This is a genomic window from Pseudomonas sp. 1 R 17 (genome assembly GCF_900067035.1).
GTDB lineage: Bacteria > Pseudomonadota > Gammaproteobacteria > Pseudomonadales > Pseudomonadaceae > Aquipseudomonas > Aquipseudomonas marginalis.
Window position 1 is genome coordinate 99,807 of the sequence record NZ_FKLB01000032.1, and the last position, 17,671, is coordinate 117,477.

Genomic DNA, 17,671 nt, shown 5'->3' on the forward strand with positions numbered 1-17,671 from the left:
TTTTGTTTACAGCGTGGAGCGCACTCGCCACAGCTCGGGGAACAGCACGGTGTCGAGCATCTTGCGCAGGTAACCCACGCCCTCGGTGCCGCCGGTGCCGGGCTGGAAGCCGATAATCCGCTCGACTGTGGTCACATGCCGGAAGCGCCATTGGCGGAACGAATCCTCCAGGTCGATAAACTTCTCGGCCAACTGATACAAGTCCCAATACCGGCTCGGATCGCGATACACCTCGCGCCACGCCGCCTCCACCGACTCATCGTGAACGGTCGCCGCCGTCGGATCGCGCTCGGCACGCTTGGGGTCAATCGCCAGCCCCGCCTTGACCATCAGGTTGATCGCCTCGTCATACAGCGACGGCGTGGCAATCGCCACCTGCAACGCCTGCAACAACTCAGGCCGATGGGCGTGGGGGCGCAACAGCGCCGGGCTCTTGTTGCCGAGGATAAATTCGATCTCGCGGTACTGGAACGACTGGAACCCGGACGATTGCCCCAGGAACGGGCGAATCGCCTTGTATTCCGACGGCGTCATGGTCGCCAGCACGGCCCAGGCGTGCACCAGTTGATCGAAGATCCGCGACACCCGCGCCAGCATCTTGAATGCCGGCGGCAACTCGCCCAGGCGCACGTGTTCGCGGGCGGCCTTGAGTTCGTGGAGCATCAGCTTCATCCACAGCTCGGAGGTCTGGTGCTGGATGATGAAGAGCATTTCGTTGTGGTCCGGCGACAGCGGGTGCTGGGCGCTGAGCACTTTGCCCAGGTCCAGGTAGTCGCCGTAGCTCATGGACTCGGAAAAATTCAGTTCGGCGTTATGCCATTCTTCCGGTGGCTGGTAGTCGGCAGAGAAAGGACATTGGCTCATCGCGTGGGCTCCTTGAGCGGGCGGAGAATGGCACGGACCGGGCTGGCGTCCAGGTTGGCGAAACGCAGCGGCAGGGCGATCAGTTCGTAGTCGCCCTCCGGGACGTCGTCGAGCACGATGCCTTCAAGGATCGCCATGCCATGCCGCGCCACGGCGTTGTGGGCATCCATGGTCTTGGACTGTTGCGGGTCCAGGGAGGGCGTGTCGATACCGATCAGGCGCACACCCAGGCCGGCCAGCAGTTCAATGGTCTGCGGGGCGATGGCGGTGAAGTTCGAATCCCATTCGGTCAGCGGTGCTTGTGGATAAGTACGCAGCAGCACGCGCTCCGGCAGGTTATCCACACGCCCTTGCAACTGATGGGGCTGGACCAGCGCACCGCTGTCCAGGCAATGCAGCACCCGGCACGGGCCCATGTACACCTCCAGCGACACCTCGCCAATCGGCGCTCCGTCGGCGCTGTAATGCAGCGGCGCATCCACATGGGCGCCGGTGTGCGGCGACAGGGTGATGCGTCCGACATTCACCGGGCACTCCGGGCCGAACTGCCACACACGCTCTTCCTGGAACGGCGTATCGCCCGGCCAGGTCGGGGTTGCCGTGCTCAAGGGCGGGCTGATATCCCACCACGTTTTTATTGAGGTCATTTGAAGGCTCTCGGCGGTTACTGGGGTGAATGATACGAGGGCCAGACGTGAATTTTCTTGCGAATTCGTGCGCCGTGAGTGACTTCTTTCGCACTTACTGCGAGGAAATCACTGATTCACGCTCAAAAGTGTCGGCTGACCCGGCGCCATCGGGGGCAAGCCCCCTCCCACATTGACTGCACATGGCTTGAGGAGTCGTGTTCACCTGCGCTTCTGGGCATCCCGATGTCGAGTTCAGACCACTGGCGCAACGTCCCAGGCCTTAGGGTGCATCTTTCCATTCCCTGCCTCGGAGTCATCATGTCCAAGCCCATCACCGTACTGCGCGACACCCACCCCCTGCCGGTCCTGGATGCCTGCAAATGGGAAAAGCTCGAAGGCGACCCGCACACCGTCAACCTCAACGCCTACACCAGCGAAGACGGCAGCAAGATCATGGGCACCTGGATCTGCACGCCGGGCAAGTGGTATGTCGAATATGTGAAATGGGAATACTGCCATTTCCAGGAAGGCTACTGCGTGATCACGCCTGAGGGGATGGAACCGATTCACTTGCGGGCTGGGGATATCTTTGTGGTGGAGCCAGGGATGAAGGGAACGTGGGAAGTGGTCGAGACGGTACGTAAGTATTTTGTGTTTGCTTGAGTTTTTTGTGGTGCAGTCGCCTTCTGTGGTGAGCGGGCTTGCCCCGCGCTGGGCTGCAAAGCAGCCCCAATAAAAAACGCCGCATTCTCTCAGAAAGAATGCGGCGTCTGGTTTCAGGGCCGCTTCGCGCCCCAGCGCGGGGCAAGCCCGCTCACCACAATGCTCGTCCCTGAATGCCCTTATTTGGGCTTGCGGTAGCTGTTGATAATCGCCGAGAAGTCTTGGCCCCCTTCCCCACGCTGACTCATCGATTGGTACAACTGCTGAGCCACAGCCCCCAGAATCACCGGCTGTTTCGCCTGGCGCGCCGCCTCGGTAGCCAGGCCCAAATCCTTGAGCATCAAATCGGCGCCGAACCCGCCGGTATAGCCACGGGACGACGGCGCGGTTTCGATCACGCCCGGCCATGGGTTGTAGGTGTCGGAACTCCAGCAGCGCCCGGTGGAGCTGTTGATGATCCCGGCCAGCACCTGGGTATCGATGCCCAGCGCGTCGCCCAAGGCCATGGCTTCGCTGACGCCGACCATGCTGATGCCGAGCAGCAGGTTGTTGCAGATCTTGGCGATTTGCCCGGTGCCCACATCGCCGCAGTGCACGATGTTGCGGCCCATCTGTGCCAGCACCGGTTGCAGGGTGGCGAACAGTTCCGGGGTGGCGCCGACCATGAAGGTCAGGGTCCCGGCCTGCGCCCCGCCGGTGCCGCCGGAGACCGGTGCGTCGGCCATCACCACGCCTTGCTTGGCGGCAGCAGCGGCGACGTCGCGCGCGGTCTGTGGGTCGATGGTGCTGCAATCCACCGCGGGCACGCCGTTGCCGATCCCCGCCAGCACACCGTCTTCATTCAACCAGACACTGCGCACATGGGCGGCGGCGGGCAGCATGCTGATCACCAGCTCGGCGCCGCGGGCAGCGTCACGCGGCGAGTCGCTGATGTTGCCGCCCAATTCGGCGAGTTCCTTGAGCACCGTCTGGTTCAGGTCGAACAGGTTCAGCCCATGGCCGGCCTTGATCAGGTTGCGGGCCATCGGTGCGCCCATGTTGCCCAAGCCGATAAATGCAATCTTCATGGTCGTCTCCCGAATCAGCGCAGGTTGATGGTGGTATTGACGCCATCGTTGACCGTGTCGTCGTCAAACCAACGGCTGGTGACGGTCTTGGTCTGGGTGTAGAACTGCACCACTTGCTTGCCGTACGGGCCGAGGTCGCCGAGCTTGGAGCCACGGGAACCGGTGAAGCTGAAGAACGGCACCGGCACCGGGATCGGGATGTTGATACCGACCTGGCCCACATCGATTTCGCTCTGGAATTTACGCGCCGCCGCCCCGCTCTGGGTGAACAGGCCGGTGCCGTTGCCGAACGGGTTGGCGTTGACCAGCGCAATGGCCTGATCGAGGGTGTCGACTTCCAGCACCACCAGCACCGGGCCGAAGATTTCCTGGGTGTAGATCTGCATATCGGTGGTCACGCCCGAGAACAGGGTCGGACCGACGAAGTTGCCTTGCTCGAAGCCCGGCACCTTGATGTCGCGGCCATCCAGCTCGAGCTTGGCGCCTTCTTTCACGCCGCTTTCGATCAATTCCAGGATACGGGCCTTGGCGCGCTTGGAGATCACCGGGCCGACATCCGTGCCGGCTTCACTGCCGGCGTTGACCTTGAGCTTTTGCGCCAGCGCTTTCAGATCCGGCAGCCATTGCTTGGCCGCGCCCACCAGCACCACCACCGAGGTGGCCATGCAGCGCTGGCCCGCCGCGCCGAAACCGGCACCGACCAGCGCATTGAGGGTGTGCTCGCGGTTGGCATCCGGCAGCACCACGGCGTGGTTCTTGGCGCCCATCATCGATTGCACGCGCTTGCCGTGCTTGCCGGCCAGGTCGTAGACATGAGTGCCGACGGCAGTCGAACCGACAAAGGACACAGCCTTGATGTCTTTATGGGTGCACAGCGCATCCACCACGTCCTTGCCGCCGTGCACCACGTTGAGCACACCCGCCGGTACGCCGGCTTCCAGCGCCAGCTCCACCAACAGCAGGGTCGAAAGTGGGTCTTGTTCGGACGGCTTGAGGACGAAGGTGTTGCCGCAGGCGATGGCCATCGGGAACATCCACAGCGGAATCATCGCCGGGAAGTTGAACGGGGTAATGCCGGCACACACGCCGATGGGTTGGCGCAGGGTGTAGGTATCGACGCCACCGGCGACGTTCTCGGCGAACTCGCCCATTTGCAGGGTGCCGATGGAGCAGGCGTGCTCCACCACTTCCAGGCCACGGAAAATATCGCCCTCGGCATCGGCAATGGTCTTGCCCTGCTCGGCGCTGAGGACCACCGCGATGCGCTTGGAGTGTTCGCGGATCAGGGCTTGCAGCTTGAGCATGATGCGCATGCGCGCGCCGATCGGCGTCAGCTTCCAGGTCTGGAAGGCTTGATGGGCGGCGTCGATGGCGGCATTGACTTCATCGGCCGTGGCGAACGGGACTTTGGCCAGCACTTGCTGGGTGGCCGGGTTGACGATGTCTTGCCAATGGGTGGTCTTGGACTCGACCCACTCACCATTGATGAGCAACTTGACCTGTTGCACGGAAATATCGGCAGATGCGTTCATGTGGTCTCCAACTCTTATATTTATGCAGAGACAAGGCGCTTGAATCGCCTTGAAGAATGAGGCGTTCGGACTGTTTTTGGAGTATAGATGTGCAAATCTCTAATAAGAACGCACATAAAAGCCGGTCCAATATGCAAAAAAACATCACATCACTGGGTTCCCTGAATTGGGATGACCTGAAGTTTTTCCTCGAAGTGGCCCGCACCCGCAAGGCCAGCGTCGCCGCCAAGCGCCTGGCGGTGGACTACACCACCGTGTCGCGGCGCATCAGCTCATTGGAAGTGTCCCTCGGTACGCTGCTGTTCGAAAAATCCCGGACCAACGGCTTCGTCCTCACCCCCGAAGGCCAGCGTTTGCTGGGCTACGCCGAGTCCATCGAAAGCACCCTGCACATGGCCTGCGAGCAAGTGTCCGGCTCCGGCGTGGCGCTGTCCGGCCATGTGCGCATGGGCTGCACCGAAGGCTTCGGCAGCTTCTTCGTCACCCCGCAGTTGAGCCACTTCGTCGACACCTACCCCGCCATCTCGGTCGACATCCTGCCCCTGCCCCACTTCATCAGCCTGTCCAAGCGCGAAGCCGACATCGTCATCGCCCTGGAACGCCCGGAACACGGGCCCTACGTGTGCTGCAAACTGTGCGACTACAAACTGCAGCTGTACGCGACCCAGGAATACCTCGACCAACACCCGCCTATCCACAAACCGGCAGATTTGGCCGAGCATCCGTTTATCAGCTATGTGGATGATCTGGCCTTCAGCTCGGAGCTGCTGTACCTGGCCAACGTCGTGCCCGGCGCCAGCGCCAGCCTGCGCAGTACCAGCGTGATTGCGCAGTACGTGGCGGCGCAGCAAGGGCGGTCGATGGCGATCTTGCCGTGCTTTCTGGCGGCGCAGGATCCACGGTTGCTGCCGGTGCTGGGGGAGCAGATTGCGATTACCCGGCAGTTCTGGATGTATTGCCGGGAGGACCTGAGGAAGTTGAAGCGGATTACTCTGCTGTGGGATTACATCAGGGAAGTGACGGAGCAGAACCAGGGGTTGTTGATGGGGGAGACAAGGGAGATGCGGTTTGCGGATTAAGGGCCAGCAACGATAACTCCCCTTAAATTGCAGGAATGTGGGAGGTGGCAAGCCCTCTCCCACATTTTGATTGGATTTCAGATTGAAATCGGGCTGCCGGCTCAGTCCGCGATCACCACAATCGACACCCGCCGATTCTCGGTACGCCCTTCCGCTGTGTCGTTGGTGTCCACCGGTTTACTGCTGCCCAGCCCACGCAGCTGGATGTTTTCCTCTTTCATGCCCACGCCCTGCAGCACCGTCGCCACGCTTTTCGCGCGGCGCAGGGACAGTTGCTGGTTGTAGGTTTCCTTGCCCGAGCCGTCGGTGTGGCCATCGACGCGTACGCGCTCGATGCCTACACCCAGCAGGGCCTTGCCGATGCGCTGGACGATGTCGGTGCTGGGTTGGTTAAGGGTTTCGACGTCACTGCCAAACAGCACTTTGCCGGACAGACCGAACGCCCAGCCGTCATCGGTAAGCTCGAAGCCCTGTTGCTTGAGGACGGCGACTTGCGCCGGGGTCAGGCCTTTGGGAGGCGCCGTCTGGCAGCCGCCAAGGGCGAGCAGTGTCACCAGCAGGGTGATAAACATAAGACGCGCGGTCGAGAACAAGGGATCAACTCCTGTGTTGAACGTTGACGACGGGGCTCTCCGACTCCGCCGTTTGCTGGCCACCCGAGGACAAACGCTTGGCCTGGTACATCGCCGCATCGGCGGCATTGAGCAAGGTGCCGGGTGTGACGCCATGTTCGGGGTAGATGGCGATACCAATACTGAGGGAGGTCAACACCTGGGTGTCGCCAGGCACGGCAATCGGCATGTCCATGCTGGCGATGATTTTTTCGGCAATGCGCTGGGCGTCTTCCACCTTGTGCAGCGGCGCCAGCAGGATGGCGAACTCGTCACCGCCCAGGCGCGCTACCAGGTCATCTTCACGCAATTGCGCACGCACCCGTTCGGCGACGGCCACCAGCACGGCATCACCGGCGGCATGGCCGAAGCTGTCATTGATCTCTTTGAACCGGTCGCTGTCGAGGTACAGCACGGCCACCCGCTCCTTGGCTTTGGCGGCGCTGCGCAGCGCGCGAATCAGGCGGCCTTCGAAGTACGCGCGGTTGGGCAGACCGGTAAGGCTGTCGTGGTTGGCCTTGTGGGCGAGAGTTTCGTTTTCGCTTTGCAGATGGTTTTGCCAGGCTTCCATCTCGCCAAGCAAGGCATTGAAGTCGCTGCCCAGGCTGTCGAGTTCGGCGATGCGGGCCGGCGGCACGCGGCGGTCGAAGTCACGCTCGCTGCGGGCGGCGTGGGCCACGGCGGCGAGGCTTTGCAGCGGCTGCGTAATGCCACGCAACAGACGCCGCGCCAAGTGCAGGGCGACCCAGGCACTGAGGACGGTGCAGATCAGGATCCCCGCCAGGCCGCTGAGCAGGAAGCGCAGCAGGCTACCGCCGTGGCCGGTCAGGTGAATACTGCCGATGGTGCGCCCCTGGTGGAGGATCGGTTGGCTGATGGGCTGCTCGAGCAGGGTATGCGCCAGCGCCAGTTCAACCCGGGAGAGCATGCCGGTTTCCGGACGTTCCCAGTGCGCCAACAGCCGGCCACTGCTATCGAACACGTCAGCCTGGGCGACTTCTTCGGTGGAGGCAATCAGGCTGAGGGCTTCGGTGGCCGCGCCGCGGTCGTTGAACACCACGGCCGCTTCCACGGTGTAGTTGATGGACCGGGCGATCAGGTGCAGGTTGTGTTCGGCGTAGACCCGCAGCGCCAACACGCCGAGCAGGGTCAGGGAAACACTGGCCAGCGTCACCGCCACCAGCGCCAGGATCATGTGCCCTCGGCCGATGACGGAACGCAGGGTAGGTCGTACGTTCGCCACTTTCATGTGGCGGGCGCCCGGCGCCGGGACAGTTGCAACACGCTGGGATGAATGCGCACGCCGCTGCGCGCCACCGAGTCGAGGTTGACCTCAAACGACACTTGCTCATCGCCCACCCGCAGGCAGAACAGGCTGCCCACGGTGCACTGGTCGCCGCCTTCGCTGATGCTGAGCACGGGGTGGCCGATCAACGAGGCAAACAGGCGGTTGCGTTCGTCATTGCTGAGTTTGCCGATGTACACGGCGTCGCAGGCGTTGACCACATCGGGGTGGTCGACCAGCAGGCGCCGGACCACGACCGGACGACCGGTAGCCTGGGTGGTGCCTTTGATCAGGTCGTCGGTGTATTGGGTCGGGCCGACGATGCACAGGCGCAGTTGCTCCGGCTCTACCGGCCAGCGGGCATAGCTGAGGATACCGAGTACCACTTGCGTGACCGCCTGGGCGCGCTGGTCCGCCGGGCCTGGGCCCTCGGCAAATACGCGGGGCGCCAGCAGGCATAGAACCGCCACCAGCAGCAGGCGCCTCCAGCTCAAACTACGCTCTGTGGGCGAGACGGCCACGTTCATGCAGCGATACTCTCAGGTGTTTTCGGGGTGATGCCGCAACGATAGCACAGCATCAGATAGTTCTGACTCCTGACCCAACGCCAGCATCAACCCACTCAAGCGTTTGACCTTGCGTCGCACGGCCTCTTCAAACACCCCGCCCCGGGGTTCGATCAGGCTGAACCAGCGCTTGGCGCGGGTAATGCCGGTGTAGATCAACTCTTTGGTGAGCACCGGGTTCAGCGCGTCCGGCAGGATCAGCGCGGTGTGGGTGAACTCCGAGCCCTGGGATTTGTGCACGGTCATGGCGTACACGGTTTCCACATCATTGAGACGGCTGGGCAGGACAAAGCGCACGCCACCCTGGCCATCGTTACGTGGGAAAGCCACCCGCAGCACCTGGGGGCCGCCGTCGCTTTCAGGCAGTTTGAGGGCAATGCCGATATCGCCGTTCATCAAGCCCAGGCCGTAATCGTTGCGCGTCATCAACACCGGACGGCCTTCGTACCATTGCTCATCCCCCTCGATCAGCCGCACTTTGCGCAAGGCGGCCGTGATGCGTAGGTTCAGTCCCTCCACCCCCCAAGGGCCCTTGCGCACGGCGCAGAGCAGTTGGAACGCATCGAAGGCTTGCAGCAGTTGCTGGGCCCAGTGGGTCCAGGCGAGGTCATCGCGCGGGGTGTCGACGGTGGGGCGCGCGCTGTGCAGCAGGTTGAGGTAATAGCGATAACCCTGGGCGCCGTCGCCCTGCCCGTCCAGCACCAGGCGCTCCAGGGCGTGGTCGTGCTCGCCTTTGAGGCTGACGCAGAACAAGTCGCTGTGGCTGCGCGCGGCCAGCAGCTTGCGGGCCTCTTCGGCGTTTTGCTGGTTGACCCAGCGCGCCAGTTGGCCGATGCCGCTGCCTTCGCCGAAACGCCGTGAGTAGCGCAACATCACCACTTGCTGGGCCAAGGGATGGCTGCCATCGAGGTCTTCGTGCAGGCCACTGGCGCTGAGGTCTTCGCCGCTGACGGTTTGCAGCCATTGGCGGGTGTGGGGGCTGTACCAACCAGCTTCGGCGTCGCGGCACAAATCACCGAGTACGGCGCCGGCCTCTACCGAGGCAAGCTGGTCCTTGTCGCCCAACAACACCAGGCGAGCATGGGGCGGTAACGCATCCAGCAGGTTAGCCATCATTTCCAGGTCGATCATCGAGGCTTCGTCCACCACCAGCACATCCAGGGGCAGCGGGTTGCCAAGGTGATGGCGGAAGTGCCGAGTGCCCGGGCGACTGCCCAGCAAGCGGTGGACTGTGGTGACCTGGGTCGGGATCTTTTCCTTCACGCTTTGCGCCACTGTCAGCGACAGCACTTGCTGGCTGATGGATTCGGTCAAACGCGCGGCGGCCTTACCGGTCGGCGCGGCCAAGCGGATACGCAGCGGGCTGCCGGACTCAACGGCCGGCGCCTGCAACAGCGCGAGCAGGCGCACCACGGTGGTGGTCTTGCCGGTGCCGGGGCCGCCGGTGACGATGCTGAATGCACCGCGGGTGGCCAGGGCGCAGGCGAGTTTTTGCCAGTCGATCACGCCATCGGGCGCCGGCTGGTCAAACAAGCCATTCAAGCGCTGGGGCAAATCGGCGGCGACGTTTTCCTGGGTGGCGAGACGCAGGCGCAAGGCGCTGTCGATACGTCGTTCGTAAGTCCAGTAGCGGCGCAGGTACAGGCGTTTGCCCGACAGTACCAGGGGACGACTGTGTGCCGATTCGCTGCCGTCCACCGCCAGGGCGACCAACGGGCTGGCGGCCAGTGCATGGCACCAGTGGGCGCCGTCGAGGCCGTCGAGCAATTGCGACGGCAGCAGCATGGCGCCGCTTTGCAGGTCGCCTTCGGGCGGCAGGGACAGGGCAAAATCCGGCGCGTTGAGGGTTTCGAACAGGTCCAGGCACACATGGCCGTGGCCGAGTTGATGGCTGGTCAGCGCCGCCGCCAGGAGGACCAAGGGGTCGGCGTGTGGATCGAGCTCGTGCAGGAAGCCCACGAACGCCTTGTCCAACGCCCGCAGCCACCCCCTGTCAACCCAACGCTCCAGCAGGTGCACCAGGTCGGCGGCGCGGCTCAAGGGCGCTAACGCCTCAAGCGGTAACGGCGACAGGCTCATAACAACACTCCTTGTTCCCAGGCAGGCTCAGCCTTGGGCGGGATGGGCTTGCCCTGGAACAGCAGGTCCAGGCTTTCGATCAGTTCCCGTGGCGGCCGGGTGAAAAACGCCCCTCGGCTGACGGCCTGAGTGCCGCGCAGGAACAGGTACAGCGCGCCACCCACATGACGGTCGTAGTCGTAGTCCGGCAGGCGCGCCTTGAGTTGACGATGCAGCGCGAGCAGGTAAAGCACGTATTGCAGGTCGTAGCGGTGCTCGAGGATCGACTGTTCCATGGTGTCCTGGGTGTAGGCCGAATCGTCAGGGCCGAGCCAGTTGGATTTGTAGTCGGCCACGTAGTAACGGCCGTCATGTTCGAAGGTGAGGTCGATAAACCCCTTGAACATGCCGTTGAGCAGCACCGGTTCGGCGGCGACGCGGGACACACCGTTGTGGGTGTACTGGCACACCAGCTTGTCGAGGGCGAGCACGTCGACTTTATGGCTGGCGAACCAGAACTCCATTTCGATCTGGTAGTGCTGCAGGTTGCTCAGCGCGACCTGGTCGTTATCCACCGGCAGCGGCGTGTGCAGCAGATGGCCCAGCCAATCGCTGAGGGTGACGATCCAGCCTTCCCAGTTGCGGCGATTGCAGCGCGCGCCTACGGCGTGTTCGATGGCTTGCGAGGTCACGTTGAAGCCTTCTTCCCCGGCCCACTCCAGCAGGCCGTGAAGGAAGGTGCCGGGGTTCGGACCGCGTGGGAAACGGTGAATGTCTGCGCCGGACGCCGCCACGTCACGCGGTGCATCGGGATCGAGACGTTCGTCATCGAAAAGCTTTTGCGCCTGTGGGCTTTCGGGCGCTTCAAGGTGGGCGACGCTCATGCTGTCGCCAATGCGCAAGGCACTGTAGGACGCGATCCACCAGTTCTCGGCGGCCTTGCGCTTGGGTAACAAGGGCGCGAGCAAGTGGGCGGTGTTGCGCGGCGGGTGGAACAGGATGTCCTGGGCGTCGGGCACAGGGGCGTAGTGGATGGCCGGGCAGCCGTCCTGCAGATCCAGCAGCCAACGCGCGAGGCCGGCAGACTCACTCAACGACGCACCGGCGCCGAGCAAGTAACCCAGCGCCGACAGGTGCAGTACCGAGCTGCTGCTGTTGCCACGTTTGAGGTCGGCAACGCCGAGCCAGCAGGCATGTTTGGCGCGGGTCAGGGCCACGTAGAACAAACGCAGGTCTTCGGCCAGGCGCTCATCGTCGGCCTGGGCGATCAACTCGGCGGTCGGGCGCAGGCTGACGTGGGATTTGCCGTGTTCATCGTGGTAATGCAGCGGCAGGCGACTGCCGTCGACCGGCTTGGCCGAGCAGATGAAAGGCAGGAAGACCAGGTCGTACTCCAGGCCCTTGGATTTGTGAATGGTCACCACCTTGACCAGTTGCTCGTCACTTTCCAGGCGCAGGATTTGCTCTTCGCCGGCCTGGCCGGACAACGCCAGGTGTTCGGCCAGGTGGCGGATCAACGCCTGTTCGCCGTCCAGTTCCGACGCGGCTTGTTGCAACAACTCGCTGAGGTGCAACAGGTTGGTCAGCACACGTTCGCCGTCGCTGCGGGCGATCAGGGTTTGCGGCAGTTTGAAGTCGTGCAGCAGGCGACGCAGCATCGGCAACACGCCTTGGGTGCGCCAGATCGTGCGGTAGCCTCGGAACTGCATCACGCGGCTTTCCCACGCCAGTTCGTCCTGGTTCAGACGCTCCAGTTCCGGCAGTGACAGGTTCAAGGTGACGCAAGCCAGGGCGGCCCGCAGCGGCCGCTCGACGTCCGGCTCGGCACAGGCCTTGAGCCAGGCGAGCAGGTCGTGGGCTTCCTGGGCGGCGAAGACGGAGTCCTTGTCGGACAGGTACACGCTGCGCACGCCACGGGCGGCCAACTCGGCGCGCACGGCCTGGGCTTCCTTGCCGTCGCGCACGAGGATGGCGATGTCCGACGGCAGTACGCCTTGGAAGCTGTCGTCCGGCTGCAGGAAACCGGCCGTACCTTGCTGCCCGCCGTTGAGCAACTCGACAATCTGCGTGGCACAGGCGCCGGCCAGTTGTTGGCGGTACACCGCGTTGGAAACCGGCTGGTCGGTGGGCAGATGCCAAAGGTTCATCGCCGGCAATGTTTGGCCGTCGACCTGCAGCTTTTCCTTGCGGCCTTGGGACAACACCGGGTGGAACGGCACCGGATTGTCGCCATTCGACTCCCGGAACAGGAACGCGCCGCGGCCGGTTTCCGCCCGCTGGAACACGTGGTTCACTGCCTCGACCATCGCATGGCTGGAACGGAAGTTGGTGCCCAGGGTGTGATGACGGCCGAGCGTGGATTTGCGCGCACGCAGGTAGGTGTAGATATCGGCGCCGCGGAAGGCGTAGATGGCTTGCTTGGGGTCGCCAATCAGGAACAGGCCGCTGTCGAGGTGGTTCTCTTCGATACGGTAGATGCTGTCGAAGATGCTGTACTGCACTGGGTCGGTGTCCTGGAACTCGTCGATCAGGGCCACCGGGAACTGCTCGCGGATCACACTGGCCAGACGCTCGCCGCCATCGGCTCGCAGGGCAGCGTTGAGGCGGATCAGCATGTCGTCAAAGCCCATTTCGGCACGACGGCGTTTTTCTTCTTCAAAGCGGTTGCCCACCCAAACGGCAGCGTGTTGCAACACCGCCGCGTCGGGGGTTGGCAGCGCGTCGAGGGCGGCCTTGAGGCCGGCCATGGCGTCGATGCCGGGGTGTTGCGGCGGGTCGCCCTTCCAGGCTTCGGCCATGCCGTCGGGGGTGAGGCGAGTGAAGCCGGTGCCGATGTCCAGTTGCTCGAGGGTTTCGTCAGCGGCCCAGGCGCTGATCTTTTCGAACCAGGGCTCGAAGTAACGCGCTTGCATCTTGCGGCCGTCGACGGCTTTGGCGGCTACGGCTTGCAGACAGATATCGCGTAGCTCGGCGGCCCATTGTTGCCAGGGAGCCTTGATGTTTATCAACGCTTCACGGCGTTCTTGCAGGCAAGCGTTGATCAACTCGGCGGGTTCGCGGGTTTCATCCGTCGGCCGTTCGCTGCCGAACAGTGCGCGCACGCGTGGCATCAACGCGGCCGGGCCGCCCCAGTTGTTGCGTACCCAGTTGAGTACGTCGTCGTGCATCGGGTAGCAGAACAGTCGCCAATAATCGCGCAGCACTTCGCCGAGCAGGTCACTGTGGTCGGTTTCCAGGGTCTGGGTGAACAGGCTGCCGCTGTCGAACGCGTGTTCGCGCAGCATGCGCTGGCACCAACTGTGAATCGTGGAAACCGCCGCTTCATCCATCCACTGGGCGGCGATGTCCAGGCGGTTGGCACAGGCGGGCCATTGCTCGGGGAGGTATTGCGCACGCAGGTCGGCGATCAGCGCGTCGGGCTGTTCAATCTCTTCGCGGAAGAAACGTGCAGCTTCGGCCAAACGAATGCGGATGCGTTCGCGCAGCTCTTTGGTGGCGGCATCGGTAAAGGTCACCACGAGGATTTGCGGCGGCAGCAGTTCACGGCCAAAACCGGACTCACCGTCACCGTGGCCAAGGACCAGACGCAGGTACAAGGCGGAGATGGTGAAGGTTTTGCCGGTGCCGGCGCTGGCTTCAATCAGCTGGCTGCCATTCAACGGGAAGGCCAGGGCCAAGGGTTTGCTGCTCATGGGCCGGCCTCCTCGCCTGTGAGTGATCGCCATGGGGCGTTGATGAGCGATCGATACAAGGTTTCGCACCAGCCTTCGAACTCTTCGCTGGCGACCAGGGCGGCGTAATCGGGGAACTGTCGGGTGAGCGCCGGGGTTTCGCGACGCTCGCCGTCGGTGGTCAGGCCGTCACCTTCATAGGCTTTGCTCGCGGCGGCGTGGGCTTTGACCGGATCGGTTTGGCTGAGCCAGGCGAAGGCAGTCTTGACGGCTACCGGGAGCGGCTCTCTCATGCCGCTGTGCCAGGCCAACAGCAGGTTGCCGAGGATTTCCCGGGCGATGGGCTTATCCAGCGGGGCCAGTAGCAACGTATCGTCGCTGGCCACCAACCCCGTGCTCAACGACAGACCGCAGGCACAGGCCACCACATGATTGACCCAAGGACGAATCAGACGATGCCATTTGCGTGTTTTGATCGAGCCGATGCTATTGGGGATGGTGGTGACACTCAGCAATCCGCCATCACTGCGTCGATGCAGGCCGCTGATCCAGCCTTCCAGCGCTATACCTTGATGCTCGAAACTGATCGGTTCTGCAGCGGTGTGTGGCGTTGGCCAGAGCGCCAGCAACTGCTGGTAGCGTTGCAACAAGTCGGGCAGGGGCTCAATGAGTTCGTTGCGCAGGCACTCGCCGAAACCAACCATCGGCAACAGGCCACTGCCTTGCAGCCGCAGAGCCTGGGCGTTGAGGGCCTGGTCGAGGTGCTCGGGCTGGGACAGCGCAGCGTTCAACAGGCTGTCGCTCAGGCTGTAGCGTTGCAGCGCGTCAAGCACGAAGGGTTCTTCATCGGCCAAGGGTACTTCGGCGGCTTCGAAGAACACTTTCAGACGCTGGCTGAAGAAGTGTTTGACCGGATTGCGCAGGAAGTCCTGCAACTGGCCGAGACTCAGGGGCTCTTCCTGTTGGTGCTGCGCCAGTTGATCCTCTTTGGGGACGTTATCCACAGCTTGGTGGAGTAACTGCCATTCGCGGGCATAGCTGAACAGCGCATCACCTTCGTGGAAGTAACGGGCGCTGAAGGGTTGGAGCGGGTGTTCCTGGGTCATCGCGTCCAGTAGCGGTGTTTCTTGTGCGTTGTGCCAGCCACTGGCGATATGGTCACGCAGTTGGCCGATGAGTACAGAGGCCGGGCGCTCGCTGTTATCGCGGATGCTACGGCCGACCCAGCTGATATAGAGCTGGTCGCGGGCGGACAGCAGGGCTTCGAGCAGCAGGTAACGGTCGTCTTCGCGGCGCGAACGGTCGCCGGGCCGGTAGTCGCTGCCCATCAGGTCGAAATCCAGCGGTGGTTGGGCGCGTGGGTAGTCGCCATCGTTCATGCCGAGCAGGCAGACGAGTTTGAAGGGGATGGCGCGCATGGGCATCAGGGTGCAAAAATTGACAGCTCCGGCGAGGAAGCGCTGGGACAGACGGCCTTGATCCAGGCCGGCCAGCCAGGCTTCGCGGACTACGGTAAGCGGTAACTCATCCTGCAGGCCAACGGACTCGCAGGTTTCCAACCAGGTTTCCCTGAGTTGCTCAAGCTGACCCAACAGGTAGTCGTCGTGCTCGCTGCTGGGTAGGAAGAAGAGTTGCATCAGGCGTTGCAGACGCTCGCCCCATTCGTGGGGTGCTGCGGGTTGTGACAGCGCTTGATGGGCATCGCTGAGCGCATCAAGCAAAGCGACCAGTGGGCCGATCAAGGCCGCATCAAGCCCGCCGATTTCGTCGTAGGGCTCAATGCCTTCGCAGGCTGCACCGGTGCCGACGGCGTAGCCTAGAAGCATACGGCGAAGGCCAAATCGCCAGCTGTTTTGTTCCAGCTTACTCGGCAGACCGAGACCCGCGCGTTGCTCGGCGTTGAGCCCCCAACGGATGCCAGCGCCTTCGATCCAGCGGTGCAGTGTGGGCAGATCGCGCTCCTTGATGGCGAAGCGTTCGCGCAAGGCCGGGACATCCAACAGGTCGAGAATCTCGCTGACGGGGAAGCGGCTGTCGGGGAGTTTGAGCAGGTGTTCAACGGCGATCAGCAGGGGATCGCGGCCGCGCTGACCTTGATCGGTCAGGGTGAAGGGGATGAAGCGGGGATCGATTCTGTCCAGTTGACCGAATACCGCGCGGATATGCGGCGCATAGCTGTCGACGTCGGGGACCATGACGATGATGTCCCTTGGGCGAAGCGTGGGGTCGGCGCTGAAGCGTTGGAGCAATTGGTCGTGGAGAATCTCCACTTCGCGTTGGGCGCTGTGGGCAATGTGGAAGCGGATGGATGTATCACGCTCCAGATCGACAGCCGGCCATTGTTCCCGAGTCTCATTGAGCGGGCGCAGTTCGAGGATATCGTCCTGAAGCTGGTTGAGCAGTGTGGTGGGCTCGCTGTCGCTGAACAGGTCGATTCGACCATCGCGAAAAGCGGCGCGGTAGCTGTTGGGATCGTCGTAACTGTCCAGCAGGCTGATGTAATCACGACCTTGTTTGCCCCAGGCGGCCAACAGCGGATGAGCATGTTGGTGCAGGGTTTGTGGGTCGATGGTAACGGGCATGCCGGCTTTGCGCGCCTGGCGCTTGTATTCGTTACGCAGCAGGTCTTTGTCGGCCACGATGTCGGACCAATGGTGGCGACACGGGTTGTGCACGCACAGCAGGACTTGGCTGAAACGGGCCAGGCCGGCCAGCGCCTCCAGCGCTTGGGCGGGCAAGGAAGAAATCCCGAAGACAATCACCCGGGAAGGCAGCCCCTTCGGCGCTTGCTCAAGCGCATTGATACGTTCGATAAAGCGCTGGTGCACGCCGGCGCGGCTTTCGGCCATGCCCTCTTCACCGACGTCCAACAGCAGCGCGCGCCATAACTCGGCTTGCCAGCAGTTGGCCGGGCTGAGTGGCTTTGATTCGCCTCGACCGTTACGCAATTGATGACGGCCAGCGGCCCAGTCTTCCAGCCAGTCAGCGCGGTAGACCTGGTATTGGTCGAACAGGTCAGCCAGTCGTTCCGCCAGTTGGTAGCGTTTGCGCAGGTCGGAGTCGTGGGTCAAGAAGCGTTGCAACGGCTCGAAGTGCTGTTGATCGATGAGTTCCGGGAGCAGGCGCATCAGGCGCCAAGTGAGCGGGGCTTTATCGAGCAGGGATTTTGGAGGGATTTCGTCACGTCCCAGGACCATGCGATAGAGCTGCCACATGAAGCTGCCGGGGAGCTGTACATCGATGGCGGCGGCAATTCCGCAGCCTCCCATATCGTCGTCTTCCGGGTCTTCAGCCAAGGCCAGTTTGAGCCACTGGGCAATGCCGTTGCTTTGTACCAGGGCGATTTCGTTTTCCAGGGGCGCCAGGGGATAACGGCGCATCCAACTCACCACCAGGCTGCGCAGTTCGTCCAAGCGGTTGCCGTGAACCACCATGAATCCAGCACTGAGGGACGTCGCATCCGGCATAACGGCTTCCTTGGGAAAAGCAAAATCGAGGGCATGGACTTTAGCACTGAAGCCCCTCCCGAGGCGCCTCTTCGCACTTTCCGACCGCCCAAAACAAAACCCCATCTGCTTTCGCAAATGGGGTTTCGGAATTTAATCTTGACGATGACCTACTCTCACATGGGGAAACCCCACACTAC

General features: G+C 62.8%; 12 protein-coding genes. 2 read left to right on the forward strand and 10 right to left on the reverse strand.

The window, feature by feature from the left end:
• Positions 1–6: 6 nt before the first annotated feature.
• Together kynA and kynB are read right to left on the reverse strand one after the other, a co-directional pair.
• Positions 7–864: a tryptophan 2,3-dioxygenase gene (gene kynA, locus BFP99_RS10560; protein ID WP_027607676.1), complete on the reverse strand. Its 858-nt coding sequence runs from the start codon at positions 862–864 to the stop codon at positions 7–9.
• Positions 861–1,511 (reverse strand): arylformamidase, encoded by a 651-nt coding sequence (gene kynB, locus BFP99_RS10565; protein WP_065925947.1) that lies wholly within the window; start codon positions 1,509–1,511, stop codon positions 861–863. The genes kynA and kynB overlap by 4 nt, the downstream gene beginning before the upstream one ends.
• Before the next feature lie 300 nt (positions 1,512–1,811).
• Here kynB and BFP99_RS10570 point away from each other — a divergent pair, with 300 nt between their 5' ends.
• Positions 1,812–2,156 carry a cupin domain-containing protein gene (locus BFP99_RS10570; RefSeq protein WP_003230905.1) on the forward strand — a complete coding sequence of 115 codons (345 nt, stop codon included), beginning with the start codon at positions 1,812–1,814 and terminating at the stop codon, positions 2,154–2,156.
• A 179-nt stretch (positions 2,157–2,335) separates the two neighbouring features.
• Here the strand turns inward: BFP99_RS10570 and mmsB are convergent, their stop codons facing one another.
• Both mmsB and BFP99_RS10580 read right to left on the reverse strand, forming a co-directional pair.
• Complete coding sequence (gene mmsB, locus BFP99_RS10575) at positions 2,336–3,223, reverse strand: 3-hydroxyisobutyrate dehydrogenase (protein ID WP_065947229.1); 888 nt, start codon at positions 3,221–3,223, stop codon at positions 2,336–2,338.
• Between the two features lie 14 nt (positions 3,224–3,237).
• Positions 3,238–4,755 carry a CoA-acylating methylmalonate-semialdehyde dehydrogenase gene (locus BFP99_RS10580; RefSeq protein WP_065925945.1) on the reverse strand — a complete coding sequence of 506 codons (1,518 nt, stop codon included), beginning with the start codon at positions 4,753–4,755 and terminating at the stop codon, positions 3,238–3,240.
• A 131-nt stretch (positions 4,756–4,886) separates the two neighbouring features.
• On the opposite strand from BFP99_RS10580, the gene BFP99_RS10585 reads away from it, so the two are divergent.
• Positions 4,887–5,834, forward strand: a complete 948-nt coding sequence (locus BFP99_RS10585; protein ID WP_065925944.1) for a LysR family transcriptional regulator — start codon at positions 4,887–4,889, stop codon at positions 5,832–5,834.
• Positions 5,835–5,935: 101 nt separating this feature from the next.
• Here the strand turns inward: BFP99_RS10585 and BFP99_RS10590 are convergent, their stop codons facing one another.
• From BFP99_RS10590 to recC, 6 genes are read right to left on the reverse strand one after another with little or no spacing between them, the layout of a single operon-like run.
• Positions 5,936–6,427 carry an OmpA family protein gene (locus tag BFP99_RS10590; protein WP_065925943.1) on the reverse strand — a complete coding sequence of 164 codons (492 nt, stop codon included), beginning with the start codon at positions 6,425–6,427 and terminating at the stop codon, positions 5,936–5,938.
• Positions 6,428–6,431: 4 nt separating this feature from the next.
• A complete protein-coding gene (locus BFP99_RS10595; RefSeq protein WP_065947230.1) occupies positions 6,432–7,694 on the reverse strand; it encodes a diguanylate cyclase domain-containing protein in 1,263 nt (420 codons plus the stop codon).
• On the reverse strand, positions 7,691–8,257 hold the full coding sequence (locus BFP99_RS10600; protein WP_065925941.1) for a YfiR family protein: 567 nt from the start codon (positions 8,255–8,257) through the stop codon (positions 7,691–7,693). Before BFP99_RS10600 ends, BFP99_RS10595 begins: the two co-directional genes overlap by 4 nt.
• Positions 8,258–8,269: 12 nt before the next feature.
• The gene (gene recD / locus BFP99_RS10605) at positions 8,270–10,375 is read right to left on the reverse strand and encodes an exodeoxyribonuclease V subunit alpha (protein WP_065947231.1); all 2,106 of its coding nucleotides are present in this window, start codon (positions 10,373–10,375) and stop codon (positions 8,270–8,272) included.
• Complete coding sequence (recB, locus tag BFP99_RS10610) at positions 10,372–14,046, reverse strand: exodeoxyribonuclease V subunit beta (RefSeq protein WP_065947232.1); 3,675 nt, start codon at positions 14,044–14,046, stop codon at positions 10,372–10,374. The genes recD and recB overlap by 4 nt, the downstream gene beginning before the upstream one ends.
• The gene (recC, locus tag BFP99_RS10615) at positions 14,043–17,492 is read right to left on the reverse strand and encodes an exodeoxyribonuclease V subunit gamma (protein ID WP_065947233.1); all 3,450 of its coding nucleotides are present in this window, start codon (positions 17,490–17,492) and stop codon (positions 14,043–14,045) included. Before recC ends, recB begins: the two co-directional genes overlap by 4 nt.
• Positions 17,493–17,671 lie beyond the last annotated feature (179 nt).